This is a genomic window from Pediococcus damnosus (genome assembly GCF_001437255.1).
Classification (GTDB): Bacteria; Bacillota; Bacilli; order Lactobacillales; family Lactobacillaceae; genus Pediococcus; species Pediococcus damnosus.
This window is the reverse complement of record NZ_JQBD01000048.1, coordinates 1-14,042: the sequence shown is the minus strand read 5'-3', so window position 1 is coordinate 14,042 and position 14,042 is coordinate 1. Positions and strand designations below refer to the sequence as shown.

At 39.0% G+C, this 14,042-nt stretch carries 12 protein-coding genes; 1 reads left to right on the top strand and 11 read right to left on the bottom strand.

Annotation, left to right across the window (positions count from 1 at the left end):
• Window positions 1-176 precede the first annotated feature (176 nt).
• The gene (rpsT, locus tag IV84_RS06820) at window positions 177-431 is read left to right on the top strand and encodes a 30S ribosomal protein S20 (protein WP_046872198.1); all 255 of its coding nucleotides are present in this window, start codon (window positions 177-179) and stop codon (window positions 429-431) included.
• 61 nt (window positions 432-492) lie between these two features.
• Here rpsT and holA read toward each other — a convergent pair whose 3' ends face one another.
• From holA to IV84_RS10890, 11 genes are all read right to left on the bottom strand, one after another.
• The gene (holA, locus tag IV84_RS06815) at window positions 493-1,530 is read right to left on the bottom strand and encodes a DNA polymerase III subunit delta (protein ID WP_100077775.1); all 1,038 of its coding nucleotides are present in this window, start codon (window positions 1,528-1,530) and stop codon (window positions 493-495) included.
• Window positions 1,508-3,718 (bottom strand): DNA internalization-related competence protein ComEC/Rec2, encoded by a 2,211-nt coding sequence (locus tag IV84_RS06810; protein WP_257722340.1) that lies wholly within the window; start codon window positions 3,716-3,718, stop codon window positions 1,508-1,510. The genes holA and IV84_RS06810 overlap by 23 nt, the downstream gene beginning before the upstream one ends.
• A 64-nt stretch (window positions 3,719-3,782) precedes the next feature.
• The gene (locus IV84_RS06805; RefSeq protein ID WP_046872197.1) at window positions 3,783-4,265 is read right to left on the bottom strand and encodes a ComE operon protein 2; all 483 of its coding nucleotides are present in this window, start codon (window positions 4,263-4,265) and stop codon (window positions 3,783-3,785) included.
• A gap of 51 nt (window positions 4,266-4,316) precedes the next feature.
• The gene (locus IV84_RS06800; protein ID WP_046872196.1) at window positions 4,317-5,081 is read right to left on the bottom strand and encodes a helix-hairpin-helix domain-containing protein; all 765 of its coding nucleotides are present in this window, start codon (window positions 5,079-5,081) and stop codon (window positions 4,317-4,319) included.
• Window positions 5,082-5,186: 105 nt separating this feature from the next.
• Window positions 5,187-6,233 (bottom strand): SepM family pheromone-processing serine protease, encoded by a 1,047-nt coding sequence (locus IV84_RS06795; protein WP_046872195.1) that lies wholly within the window; start codon window positions 6,231-6,233, stop codon window positions 5,187-5,189.
• Window positions 6,234-6,245: 12 nt separating this feature from the next.
• Entirely contained in the window at window positions 6,246-6,722 is a 477-nt protein-coding gene (gene coaD / locus IV84_RS06790) for a pantetheine-phosphate adenylyltransferase (RefSeq protein WP_046872194.1), read from the bottom strand.
• Window positions 6,723-7,286 carry a 16S rRNA (guanine(966)-N(2))-methyltransferase RsmD gene (gene rsmD, locus IV84_RS06785; RefSeq protein ID WP_056986299.1) on the bottom strand — a complete coding sequence of 188 codons (564 nt, stop codon included), beginning with the start codon at window positions 7,284-7,286 and terminating at the stop codon, window positions 6,723-6,725. It lies immediately after the preceding gene.
• A gap of 9 nt (window positions 7,287-7,295) precedes the next feature.
• Entirely contained in the window at window positions 7,296-7,571 is a 276-nt protein-coding gene (locus IV84_RS06780) for a DUF2129 domain-containing protein (RefSeq protein WP_046872193.1), read from the bottom strand.
• A gap of 16 nt (window positions 7,572-7,587) precedes the next feature.
• Window positions 7,588-11,019, bottom strand: coding sequence for a pyruvate carboxylase (locus IV84_RS06775; RefSeq protein WP_056986298.1), 3,432 nt, complete (start codon window positions 11,017-11,019; stop codon window positions 7,588-7,590).
• 15 nt (window positions 11,020-11,034) lie between these two features.
• Window positions 11,035-12,198 carry an FtsW/RodA/SpoVE family cell cycle protein gene (locus IV84_RS06770; RefSeq protein WP_046872191.1) on the bottom strand — a complete coding sequence of 388 codons (1,164 nt, stop codon included), beginning with the start codon at window positions 12,196-12,198 and terminating at the stop codon, window positions 11,035-11,037.
• Window positions 12,199-12,411: 213 nt separating this feature from the next.
• The coding region (locus IV84_RS10890) for an MBG domain-containing protein (protein WP_155515907.1) at window positions 12,412-14,042 on the bottom strand (1,631 nt) is incomplete at its 5' end.

The window sequence follows — 14,042 nt, the reverse complement described above, 5'->3', positions numbered from 1 at the left end:
ACCATCTAGGAAAACCTTACACTAACCTTAATTCAGGACCAAAAATCACCAATAAAAATTCACAGATTTAGCTATCAAGTAATATTACTTGACGATTTGTTATTGCATTAAATTGATGTCTTCTGTATAATAACACTTGTTGTAGTATTAATTTCAGATTAGTGGAGGTGAATCAAATGCCAGTTATTAAATCCGCAATGAAGCGTGTAAAGACTAACGAAAAAGCAGCTTTACGTAACCAGGGCCAAGTAAGTAATTTACGATCAGCTGTTAAGAAGTTTGAAGCAGCTGCTGTAAATGGCTCTGATAATAAACAAGATTTATACCTGTCAGCAATTAGCAAAATTGACCAAGCCAAAACAAAAGGTTTAATCAAAACTAACAAAGCTGCACGTACAAAATCACGTTTAACAAAACAACTTGCTAAATAATTTATGAAATTTATAAAAGCCCAGAGATAAAATATCTCTGGGCTTTTATAATACCTATTTTTTATGCGATTTTTTGATCAATAAACTGAAGTAAAAACAGTTCAAAAAGTAATTCTGGATCTTTTTGAGTAGACTTTAACTGCAAATCAAGATCCACTAGTCCCGTGTACCCCATCGTTAAGTCCTTCATTGAAAAGCGACGGCTAGTTTGCATAGCCAACTTAACTCGATATGGATGAACTTTCAACGTTCCAGCAATATCCCCTTGTGAAGATCCCTGGTTTTGTAAAATTTTAACCTGTAACAATAGTCGAAATTGGCTAACTAAAACTGCATTAATTCGTAAAGGCTGCTCTTGCTGCGTAATTAAGCTCTGATAAATATCAATCGCTTGTTTTGAATTCTTTTGTAAAACTGCATTACTCAAATCGAAAACATTTTGATCTAAGCTCTTCGAAACTAGCGCATTAACTGATTCGACCGTAATTTTACGTTCCTTTACATTATATAACATCAATTTAGGCAACTCATTCATCATTGTACTCAAATCGGAATCCGTTCGAAATAACAATTGATTCATGGCTTCCGAAGAAATTGTGTATTGCTTTTCTGCCAGACGTGTCGTAATTAACTGACTAACTTGACCTTGATTTAAATTACCAATTTGAGTGGTCAAAGCTTGCTTATTTAGCGTTTTTACAATTTTCTTTCGCCCATCCAGCTTTTCATAATTCGCAAGGAAAACTAAAACAGAAGTTTCCACTGGATGATCTAAATAAGTTTGTAAGCCATCGATATCATGATTTGGTCCACCTTTATGACGTTCTCCTGTTAAAAAATAAGGATTTCTAACAAAAATAACCCGTCGTTCTCCAAAAAAAGGGGCAGATGTGGCATCATTCAAAACAGCCCCTAGCGGAGTCACTTCCATATCATAATTACCAATATTCATCTCACGCTCTTCTTCAGGGACAAGCATCTGAAAGGCTTCTTGAATTTGCTGTTCCAAATAACTCTCCTTACCAAGGATGAGATAGATCGGATCAATCTTGTGTGCCGCTAATCTTTTTAAAAGTTCATTGTATTGGATCTTTTTCATAATTCCTCCGTACAAAACGCCAATTTGTAAACCCATGGGTCGTGAATCGATAAGTGATCATTCCCGCTTCAATCGTTGACAAAGATTGAATGTTCAATTTTTTCAAAGTTGTCAAAGTCTCCGGATTAGGATGACCATAATGATTATTTTTGCCCGCTGAGATAACTCCAATTTTAACATGAATTTGCTTCAAATAGTCTTCTGCAGAGGCAGTTTTACTTCCGTGATGCCCTAATTTAGCAATTGTTGCCTGTAAATTAGGATAAGTAGCGATAATGTCTTTTTCACCAGCTTGATCTAAATCACCACTAAAAATAAAAGTATCCGAACCAAGTTTTCCATATAAGGTTAGAGAATCATGGTTTTCACCTTTCCCAGGTAAAAATGGATGCACAATTTCTAAGGGTAAATCATTAATTTTTTGTCCGGCTAAAACTGGATACAACTTAGCGTTTTTCAAAAATGCCTGAACTTTTGATTGAAATCCGCGCGAATTTTCCATTCCGTTTGGGATTACCACTTGCCTAACTTTCATTTTTGAAAGTAACACACCAGCATCCCCGATATGATCAGCGTCCTGGTGAGACAAACAAAGCGTATCAACTTTGGCTATCCCCAAACTATGTAAATAATTCAAAACTGGTGGAATATGTTTTTTTGGTGATCGTTGTGCCCAATTTGGCTTTAAGAACCCAACCTTTCCGCCAGTATCAATGACCGTAACTGATCGATTAAACGGCGTTCGAATCAAAATACTATCACCTTGACCAACGTCCACAAACGTAACCTCGCCATGTAAGGGAAAATGAATCCAGATAAATCCTCCCAGATAGCAACTCGCTAAAGCAAAAACAAAACACTTTTTAAACCGCGGAAAAGCAATCCATCCTAATGAAACAAGTAATAAAATGGCCGTAAACTCCAGAGAAAGTTTTCCAAAAATTATTTGACCAGGTATCTGACTTAGCAAGGTAACAAAAGAATGAAATAGTTTTAACAATGGATTAAGAAAATCAGTCAACTGGGGCATGATCCAGTACGTTGCCGAACTTAAAATTACAAGTGGCATGACAAAATTTGAAAAGATTGGAATAATTAGAAAATTGGCAAATGAAGTTAATACATGCCATTGATACGTATGAAATAAAATAATGGGCAAACTGACAATGTTTAAACCCCAGGCTCGTTTAAAAGCTGAATAATTGCCAATAAAAATAAGTAAAAACGATAAAAGATAACTCAGCTGTCCACCCATACTTAAGATTACATACGGATCAAAGATAAGATTAATTAACAGCGTCACACTCCATACATTCAGCTGAATGCGTTGTCTGCCAAGCTTGGTGCCAAGCATCCCCAATTCTGCCATCATAATTGAACGAAACAAACTACCTGATCCACCACCAATAATTAGAAATGCCGGTAACAGGATCAGCAGCAAGAGATTCGTCGTTTCTTTTGTCACCCGAAGACGTAAGAAAAAACTTTTTAATAGCCAACAAAAATAAAATACATGGAGACCTGATAAACTAAACAAGTGCAGAAGTCCGAGGGTTGTGACTCCCTCCATTTCTTCTGAAAACTCGTCATCCTTAAAACCAATTAAGAGACTTAACGCATAGGTTTGCATTAATTTAGGTAGCCGTTGGCAGTACTTACGCATATTATTACGCCAAATATGCAACCAACTTACTAGCCAATTTAATGGATTAGAGCTCTTCACCCGTTGTCGGCTCGAAATGGTCGTTTTACCTAATAAATTAGTGATTCCTTTTGAAAAACAGTAGCTTCGGTAATTAAATTGATTCAAATTTCCTGGCTGATCAATTGTTTGTAGTTGCCCATGAACGGTCAATTGGACAGGACGATCAATTCTTTCAAGTTGATTTTTTTCTTCTTTTGATTTTAAATATCCAGAAACCTGTAAACGATGCTTATTCATGTCAACGCCAGTAAATTGGAAATAATCACCCTGACACTTGATTTCATCCGGCTGAACGACAACGATTCCTTGCCAGTCGGCTTGTTCAGACAAAGCTTGTCTAGTTAAATTTCGACTATGATTAATAAATAATAGCCCCATGACAATTCCCGCAAAACTAGCATAAATCATGATTTTTTTGCTGTGTAAACAAAAAATTCGGAAAAACCAATAACTTAGAAATATTAAAAAGAACCATAGATGAATCGTAATTATGGCATCGAGAAAGATTGCTAAAACAGCAATAAAAATCCATGGAAATGGTTCTTGATCAGTCTTGATTTAGAACCTTTTCCATTGAAATTGCGGCAATTTCTTCATCAGTAAATTTAACGTGTTGAACTTCAATGTGCATACGTTTTAAAAGGCTCATGGCATAGGGATCATTATGGTAATTACGTAAATAATGGATTTTCTTAATTCCTGCTTGCAAAATCATTTTTGTACACTGTAGACAAGGAAAATCAGTGACATAAATTTCGGCACCTTCAGTGGCTGCTCCAAATTTTGCACACTGCAAAATGGCATTCATTTCGGCATGGATGGTTCGAACACAATGACCATCAACCAAATAGCAGCCTTCATCAATGCAATGCGTATCACCAGCAACCGAACCATTGTAACCTCCAGCAATGATACGTTTATCCCGCACAATCGTTGCCCCTACAGAAAGCCGATTACAGGTACTTCTTAACGACAACAAAGCAGCCTGGGTCATAAAATATTGATCCCATGGAATTCTTTTATCACTCATAATGATTTCCTCCCTTTTTAAGCTAAAGTATCAAACAATCCCCATTATACCCTACACACTCAATTGCGACTTTAACGTCTCAAATATTTTATCACCAATGCCTTGCACTTCTTTTAATTCTTCAACACCTTTAAATTTACCGTGTGCTTCTCGATACTGAATAATTTGTTCTGCTTTCTTTTCACCAATTCCCGTTAACGATTGTAACTGTTCCTTAGTGGCACTGTTCAAGTTAACTGTGCCACCGCCAGATTCATTGCCGCTCCCAGAAGTTGATGCACTAGCGGCACTACTTCCACCATTTGTAGCACCACTAGTCGAATCACTGGGACTTTCTGTCTCAACTTCTGCATCAATCGTGCCAGTTGGTGCACCTTTAATTTCACCACGAATGGGCACATAGATTACCTGCTGATCGGTCAATCGTTGGGCTAAATTAATGTGTTTTCGATCCGCTGTTCTCTCCATTCCCCCAGCCAGATTAATGGCATCATCCACACGCATCGATGTTTTTACTTTAAAAATTCCCGGATGCTTAACTGCCCCCTTTACATCCACATATATCACTTGACTACCAGAGGGACTACTAGTTGTGCTGCTCACCGCCGTTGTTGTTCCAGTTTCTGAACTGCTACTAGCATTCGAAAAGATGCTCTGATCACTAACAGATCCTTGACTGCCACTAACTGCCATTGCATTCGAACTAGCTGGTGCTGATCTTTTCCCCAACAAAATAAATGCACCGATTGCAATCACGAAAACGCCCGCACCAATAATGATATATTTTTTATAATTTTCCCAAATTTCTTCAATCATGGTAACCATCCCTCCTCTTTAGAAAGATACGACAAAAAAAGAGATATTTTTTAATTCATTATCGTTTTATTGATAATTTTTAAAAATATCTCTTAGTAACCTTATTTAGTTATGTGTTTGCAAATACTTAACAGCATCTGAGAAATTCTGAACCGGCACCACTTTTAAATTTGGTGCCACTCTTTTGGCAGTTTTCTTCGCTAATTGATAATTGGTCAGATGATCTGGCTCATATTTTTCAATCAGTTTTGTTGGTTTGATATAAGGAGCAAAGAAAATCGTTGCTCCGGCCTTTTTTGCAGCCACAATCTTTTTATCAATGCCACCAATTTCGCCAACCATTCCATCTGTAGCAATTGTCCCGGTACCAGCAATGTTGCGGCCCTTACGCAAATTTTCTTGCGTTAGTTGACTATAGATTTGCAGGGTAAACATTAGACCAGCAGATGGACCTTCAACGCCATGTGAGTTAATGGAAACGGGAATTTTTGTTGTGACCTTGTTATTATCAGTCAGCCCAATCCCGATTCCCGGTTTACCAGTTGATAGCCTAATCAACTTTCCAGAAGTTGTCTTAGTTTTTCCATTATGCTGGTAAGTGATTGTTAACTTGCTTCCAACCTTTTGGCTACTAATTTTCTTCATGGCATCTTCAGCGCTAATCAAACGTTGACCATTTACTTTTGTGATCGTGTCACCGACTTTTAACGCTTTTTTAAACTGAGAATTTTTTTCAACCTCAAGCACATAAATCCCTTTAAAATGCACTTTAACCGCTTTATTTGCTTTTTTATAAGCCACATAAATTGCCTGGTTAACCGCACTCTTCATATAAAACGTCTGCACTTTATTGTATGTCGCATTATCTTGATTTCCCGTTACTTCACTAGCAGAGTCTACTTCATAATCAGGCATCAGTTTCGCATAAACATAGAGCGCTGGCGTTCCTTGTGCCATTGAAACAGTCGTCATCCGAAAGCTGCCTTTTTTAGTATCTTTTTGATGATTGACTCGCACATAAGGACTTAATTGATCGGCCGTTCCCGGTCCTTCAACATAGAAAGGCAAGGGTAAAAACAAAAGGATCAATAAAACGACGATTCCAACTAGGAAAGGCCAAGCTTTTTTAAAAAATTTGCGTATTTTCTGCAAATGACATCATCCCTACTTGAATTTAGCCTTTAATGGCTCACTCACATTTTTAGGCACAAACTGCGAAATATCGCCGCCCATTTTGGCAATCTCTTTAATGATACTTGAAGCCACATACGTATCTTGAGGCCGGGCCATCAAGAAAATCGTTTCTACTTGAGAATCTAGCTGATGATTCATTTCAGCAATTTGGCGTTCATAACGATAATCGGCTTCATCGCGTAATCCCCGAATAAGCGTCGTGGCGCCTAATTTTTTAAACAAATCAACCGTCAGTCCTTGCGTCGTGACCACCCGCACATTTTTTAACGGTGAAACTGCTTCTTCAATCAAATGAACTTTTTCTTCGGTACTGAACAAAGCAGTCTTCGTCGTATTAACACCCACAGCTACTACTAGTTCATCAAACAGATAACTGCCACGTTTGATGATGTCAAGATGACCATTTGTTAGAGGATCAAAACTCCCAGGAAAAACTGCAATTCTCATTTAATCACCTGTTTCATCGAATTGATAAATACTAATCTCCGTAATGCCATAGTCTTGACGCTTCCACAGGGTAAAGTTAGGAAGTGTCTCTGGCAATTTTGCAAATTGATCTGTTTCACAAACAATAATGGCCCCGGCATTTAACAAGTTTAAATTCACCATTTTCGCCATGTTTTGCGTGATTTTTTGTAACTTATAAGGCGGATCTAAAAATACTAGGTCAAACCGTTTTCCCTGATCTGCCAAGATATTTAGGGCAATTTTGGCATCTTGCCGGATAATTTTAAATTGATTTTCAGCCTTCGTCACCATCACATTTTGCTCAATTGTTTGAATGGCCTGCCGTTGCTTATCAACTAACACCGCTTGATTAATTCCCCGAGAAACGGCTTCAATACTCAAACCACCACTCCCCGCAAAAAGATCCAAAGAGGCCCCACCATCAAAATAAGGACCAATCATGTTAAAAATGGATTCCTTAACTTTATCCGTAGTCGGACGGGTTTTTACTCCTGGGACTGCCTTTAACCGCCGCCCCCCAAAATCTCCAGATACAACTCGCATTTATCTCACCTAATCTTCATTCGTTCTTTTATAATCGGTACTTTCATCATCATCATAATTCGTTCTTAATTCTGCCCGTGGTGAAATTTCCGCTTGTTTTACACTGGAAAGCTTGCCAATCGCTGTGCACGCTTGTTCAGCTTTATCCTTGTCTGTGTATAACACGGCATACTTCATGCTTTTTGATACATAATATACAATTCCAAATTTCTTTAACTGTTTTACTTGGCGCATATTGCCTAAGTTCACGATAATGCTTTCTCGTGGTTGAAGTTTGAATTCCATCAAATGGCCTCCTAAGCTACAATTTTTGTGGGGCAATCTCAATTAATAAGTCATTGGTATCGACAACGTCTCCAGCAGCCACATAGACATGCTTGATAACACAGTCAAACGGTGCTTGAATCGTCGTCTCCATTTTCATAGCCTCAGTAACCAATAAATTGGTACCCTTACTAATTTTATCACCAGCCGCCACACTTACATTCAAGACTGATCCACTCATTGTCGCACCAATCTCATTTGCGTTTGTGGGTTCGGCTTTGCGTTTACTCATTACCGGATCATGCACGCTCAAATCACGAACAATAATATCTTGTTTGCGTCCATTTACTTCAAAATACAAGGTTCGGCGTCCCTGTTCATCAACCTCACCAAGCTGATCCAATTTAATAATTAAATGAACCCCGTGGCGAATTTCCACATCAACTGTCTCACCACGACGAATGCCTTGGAAAAAGGTTGCCGTATCCAATTTAGTTACCGGTCCTGAGGTTTTTTCGAATTTATCGAAGTCCTCGAACACCTTAGGGTAAAGAATGGCACTAATTACTTCTTCTGGAGCAGTATCACGTTTTAATTTTTTATCTAGATCTTTCTTAAAGGCATCGAAATCAACTGGTTTAGCCAAACTGCCCGGCCGAACGGTAATTGCAGGATGATTCTTCAAAACCAATTTTTGCAATTGCTTGGGAAAGCCATTTACTGGTTGCCCAAGGTTGCCCGCAAAGAAATCAACTACAGATTGAGGAAAATCAAGATGATCCCCTTGCTTCAAAACTGCATCTGGAGTCAACTTATTTTCAACCATGAACAAAGCCATGTCGCCAACCACTTTGGAACTTGGTGTCACTTTGATGATGTCGCCAAATAGTTGGTTAACTTGCCGGTAAGCGTGTTTGACATCTTCAAAACGACCCTTTAGGCCAAGAGCTTGAGCCTGTTGCTGGAGATTAGAGTATTGGCCTCCTGGCATTTGGGTTTGATAAATATCCGTTTGGGATCCCGTCATGCCATTTTCAAAATCTTGGTAAAATGGTCGGATGCCTTTCCAGTAACGATTAATTTCTTCTACATTTTTGCTGTTGATTGTGGGTTGGCGTTTTGTCCCAGCCATCGCGTAATACAAACTACTCATGCTAGGTTGACTGGTTGTTCCTGACATACTGCTTGCAGCCACGTCCACAATATCGACTCCTGCTTTAGCAGCACTTAAATAAGTGGCGATCCCGTTGCCGGTTGTATCGTGAGTATGCAAATGAATTGGAATCATGAGCTTTTCTTTTAATGTACTGATTAATTGATAAGCCGCTTCAGGTTTTAAAACTCCTGCCATATCTTTGATGGCAAGAATTTGAGCACCAGCCTGCTCTAATTCCTTTGCTAAATCGGTATAGTACTTCAAAGTGTACGTTTTTTGATGGCTGTCTAAAATATCACCGGTATAACACATGGTGGCCTCAGCTACTTTGCCAGTGTCACGCACAGCTTGAATACTGGTTTCCAACTGAGGAACCCAATTTAAACTGTCAAAAATCCGAAAAACATCAATCCCATTTTTAGCTGCTAACTTAATAAATTCCTGAATAACGTTATCCGGATAATTCTGATACCCTACGGCGTTACTGCCCCGAAAGAGCATCTGCAACATAGTGTGAGGCATCCGTTTTCTTAATTCACGAAGCCGCACCCACGGATCTTCATGTAAAAATCTGTAGGCCACGTCAAACGTCGCCCCACCCCATGCTTCAGCAGAAAACAATTGGGGAATTCCACGGTCAATCTGATTAGCAATTGGTAACATATCATGGGTTCGCATGCGGGTTGCAAACAAACTTTGATGTGCATCACGGAGCGTCGTATCTGTGAGCAACAACTGATCTTGCTTGGCAATCCAAGTTTGTAAGCCACTCACGCCCTGAGCATCCAAAATGTCTTTGCTAGTTTCCACTTTCTGAGGTTCTAACTGAAGTTTTTCTATGGCTTCTGGATAATACTTCTTTTCATGTTGTGGGATCCCGTCCGTTCCATTCACCGTTATATTACTGATGTATGTAAGTAATTTATTGGTCGGATTTGCATCACTAGGCACATCAAAAAGTGATGGATTTTCGTCAATAAAGGTGGTTGTTGCCTCACCTGACTGAAAAACAGGATGAGCAATAACATTTTTCAAGAAACCAATGTTGGTGTGAACACCGCTAATCATAAACTCGTTCAACACCCGCAACATTTTTTGGGCTGTATCTTTAAAATTACTATCATGGACACAAACTTTTACCAATAAGGAATCAAAAAATGGCGTAATCACCGCGCCACTATAGGCGTTTCCAACATCTAGCCGTACCCCGTTTCCACCTGGAGAACGATAAGTTTCAATTGTTCCCGTATCAGGCATAAATTTTTTGGTCGGATCTTCAGTTGTGATTCGACATTGAATGGCCGCCCCTTGATAGGTTAAATCCTTTTGTTGTGGAAAATGAAGATCGGTAAACAGATTTTTACCCTGGGCAATCAAAATTTGGGACTGCACAATGTCTCGATCGGTAATCAATTCCGTAACGGTATGTTCTACTTGAACCCGCGGATTGACCTCCACAAAGTAAAACTGATCCTTTTCTACTAAAAATTCAACCGTCGCCGCATTCACGTAATGAACTGATTGCATCAAACGAACCGCAGCATCACAAATGCGTTTACGTAAAGCTAACGGGAGTGTCACACTAGGTGCAATTTCCACGACCTTTTGGTTCCGACGTTGCACGGAACAGTCTCGTTCAAACAAATGTAAAACGTTGCCGAATTGATCAGCTAAGATCTGTACTTCAATGTGTTTTGGTGATTGTAAATACTTCTCTAAATACATTTCATCGCTACCAAATGACTGCATGGCTTCACTTTTAGCCCGTTCATAGCTTTCTTTAAGCTCGGAAGCCTTGTGCACAATTCGCATGCCCCGACCGCCACCACCTAATGCGGCTTTCAGCATAATAGGATAGCCATGTTTGTCAGCAAAAGCCTTTACCTGCGCAAAACTTGTTACAGGATCTTTTGTTCCCGGAATCGTGGTGATTCCAGCTTTTTCAGCAACTGCTTTTGCCTCTAATTTATCGCCAAACATATGTAAATGAGCCACTTTTGGCCCAATGAAAGTTAATCCTTCTTCTTCACAGCGACGCGCAAATTCTTCATTCTCTGACAAGAATCCATAGCCAGGATGAATGGCGTCCACATTGTTTTCTTTAGCAATTCGAATAATATCTTCAATATCTAAATAAGCTTCAACAGGCTTTTTACCTGCACCGACAAGGTAGGCTTCATCTGCTTTAAATCGATGGACAGAAAGCTCATCTTCCTTAGCAAAAATTGCGACCGTCTTCAGTGACAATTCCTTACAAGCTCGAAAAATTCGGGTGGCAATTTCACCCCGGTTAGCTACTAAAACTTTTTTCATGAATACCCCTCCAAATTAATTGTCTTTAATTAATTGTAAAGTTGCTGCCCGTTCTTTTTGGACATTAGCACTAACATTTAAGATAATGCCCATCGCCACCGACAGTACTAACATACTTGAACCACCATAACTGATGAACGGAAATGTAACTCCGGTAATTGGCAGAATTCCAGTAACACCACCAATATTAAAGAATGTCTGAACGGTTAAATAGGTCGCAATTCCATAACAAACAAGTGTTTCATACATCTTTTGTGCATGAATACCTAACCAAATTGTCCGACCAACAATCACTAGTAATAGGATTAAGATCAAACTTACCGTAACCAACCCCAGCTCTTCGGACACAACTGCCATAATAAAATCAGTATTAGCTTCTGGTAGATATCCTTTTTTTTGAATACTGTTACCAAGGCCAACGCCAAAAACACCACCGTTACCGATCGCATAGTACGAATTGACCAGTTGATTTCCGGCCCCTTTAGCTAGTTCAAAAGGATGGGCAAATCCAACAATCCGTTGAAGCATATAGTTTTTGGTATTCACATTAATTCGTGACAACAACGGTAAAATCACAAACATGAACCCGGAAACCCCGATCAAAATTGCACCAATTCCCTTCCGATAATCAATCCCACTCGCAAAGAAAATAATTAAGGCAATCGCAAAGTTAATCGTTGCGCCACCCAAATCGTGTTGCATGAAAATGGCCCCAACAAAAATTAGAACCATAAGCAAAGGTGCTCGGTAATATTTTTTTGGATCTTCGGTTAGCCGGTCATTATGTTTAGACAGCATATCGGCCAAATATAACGTTAAAAATAGCTTTGAAACTTCGGCCGGTTGGATGTTAATCGGCCCAAACTCAATCCAACCTTTGGCACCATTGATCTCGGTCCCAAAAAAGATCAAATATATAAACGAAAAGATCATGACTCCCGCAAATATCTTAAGAAACGTCGAACTTCGTAACTTACTTAGTTTTAGGCTAAACACAATTCCAGCTATTAACAGGCCCACCATGACATAAGCCATCTGGCGAAATAAATAACTTGTCGCTCGAATACCATTAATAATATAGTAATCAGCACTTGAAGAGTACACCATGATAATTCCAAATACGCATAAGATGATGTACGGAACTAAAATAAAATAATCTAAATTTTTAAACTTCTTCATTAAAGAGAACCCACCTTGATTGTAAAAAAATGACAGTGCTAACTCTGCATATTATAGCATACGTAACCGCTGGCAAAAATTAAGAAAATGTACTGATTGCCATAAATTAATGCTCTGTTTTAAAAAAATCTCTACCGCAAGTAATTGCTAAATGGCAAAAAAATAGATGCTGTCATTTCTGACCGCACCTACAAAAATTTATTTTACAATTTTTTATTCATCATCATGTTTCCGACGTTTAATTCCAAATAATGCCATGGATCCGCCTAAGAGTACCATTCCAATTAATGAAGCCACATTTTCATGTTGTTCATCAGTTTGTGGCAACGTTCCAGCTTTATTCGCTGTAACGTTCTTCTTTGCCTCACCTTTAACATTCGAATTCTGCAAAGCTTCTAGTTTTACCTTTGAACCTGTAGAATTCTTAACATTGTTTTGAACTGTTTCGTTTCCAGAACCGTTTGAATTGCCAGTACCAGAATTAGAACCTGTTCCAGGTGTGATTCCACTATTACCCGGATTAGATGGTTTATGGTTATTACCACCATTACCTGGGTTAGAAGGATTACCAGGATTATTATTTCCACCGTTTCCAGGGTTCGATGGGTTACCTGGGTTGTTTCCACCATTTCCTGGATTAGAAGGATTACCCCCTTCACCGGTCTTCTTGTATTGAACAACTACTAAGCTATTCTCTGGCTTACTCATTGTCGCCGTTGGAATCAGCTCTGACACATCACCACTGTTGGTATAACCAGTCAAAGTTGGTGTGCTAACCGCGTCATAAACTCCTTGTGGTGTATATGAAACCTCACCAGTTGTCTTATTTGTAACTACTTTATAAACAACCTTCTCCACAACATCCTTTGGCGTTTGACTTCCAGCACCTTCATAATGAACCGTTCGGGTAATAGTAATTTCACTGTACGCAATATCATTAATCGGTGTGTAAGTAACTGTCACAGTTGAGTCAATTGGCTTGGTAGTTGAAGTTACAGGTGTGACACCACTAACATTACCACTGTTTGTAAAACCAGCAATTGTTGGTGTCTTAACAGCTGCATAAGATCCTTGTGGTGTGTAAACAGACTCGCCAGTTGCTTTGCTGGTAGCTACATCATAGGTAATTGTCTGGATTATATTGCCAGGCGTTCTCTTGCCAGCACCAGTATAATGTACTGTTCGGTTCACAGTAACTTCACTATGAGTCACAACATCGTTGATTGTGTAAGTTCCGCTTATAAAGCTGTCGTCATTAAATTTGTAATTTGGATTAGCCGCAGCAACTTTAGCTTTACCACTGTCGTTCAAACTAATTTGATAGTCACCAACATCTGATGGAACACCTTTGACTACTTCACCAGTTGCTTTATTGATAAAGACAAAGTCATTATTAGTCGAATTACCAGGGTTCTTGAGATCTGAACCAACCGTAATATTAAACTTAGGTGCACTGTCTCCATAAGATGAAGAAGCATCATTAACCTTAACTGTGGTATCAGCATCACCAGGGGTAGTGTCTTTCGCTGAAATAGTATAAGTTCCAGCAATAAAGTCATCTGCACTGAAGATATAACCTGGATTAGCATTCTTGATCTTTTGTTGCCCTGCCGCATTAATGCTAATGACATAGTCACCAACATTCGTTGGAATACCAGTAATTGCCTTACCATTTTGGTCTGTAAAGCTAAAGTCTGAATTTGTTAGACCAGCGTCTTTAACTTTGTTTCCATATTTAGCAGTAAAGAATCCTTCTGCAATTTGATCACCATAGTTGCTATTAGCATCATTAGCAGTAACCTTCGTATTTGCATCTGCTGGATCAGTTGGTGCCTGTGTAATCA

Bases quoted from the DNA above. Each gene is read 5' to 3' on its own strand.
- holA (WP_100077775.1), bottom strand. From the start codon at position 1,530: ATGAAAAAGATCCAATACAATGAACTTTTAAAAAGATTAGCGGCACAC.
- coaD (WP_046872194.1), bottom strand. From the start codon at position 6,722: ATGAGAATTGCAGTTTTTCCTGGGAGTTTTGATCCTCTAACAAATGGT.
- rsmD (WP_056986299.1), bottom strand. From the start codon at position 7,286: ATGCGAGTTGTATCTGGAGATTTTGGGGGGCGGCGGTTAAAGGCAGTC.
- IV84_RS06800 (WP_046872196.1), bottom strand. From the start codon at position 5,081: ATGATTGAAGAAATTTGGGAAAATTATAAAAAATATATCATTATTGGT.
- IV84_RS06805 (WP_046872197.1), bottom strand. From the start codon at position 4,265: ATGAGTGATAAAAGAATTCCATGGGATCAATATTTTATGACCCAGGCT.
- rpsT (WP_046872198.1), top strand. From the start codon at position 177: ATGCCAGTTATTAAATCCGCAATGAAGCGTGTAAAGACTAACGAAAAA.
- IV84_RS06770 (WP_046872191.1), bottom strand. From the start codon at position 12,198: ATGAAGAAGTTTAAAAATTTAGATTATTTTATTTTAGTTCCGTACATC.
- IV84_RS06780 (WP_046872193.1), bottom strand. From the start codon at position 7,571: ATGGAATTCAAACTTCAACCACGAGAAAGCATTATCGTGAACTTAGGC.
- IV84_RS06775 (WP_056986298.1), bottom strand. From the start codon at position 11,019: ATGAAAAAAGTTTTAGTAGCTAACCGGGGTGAAATTGCCACCCGAATT.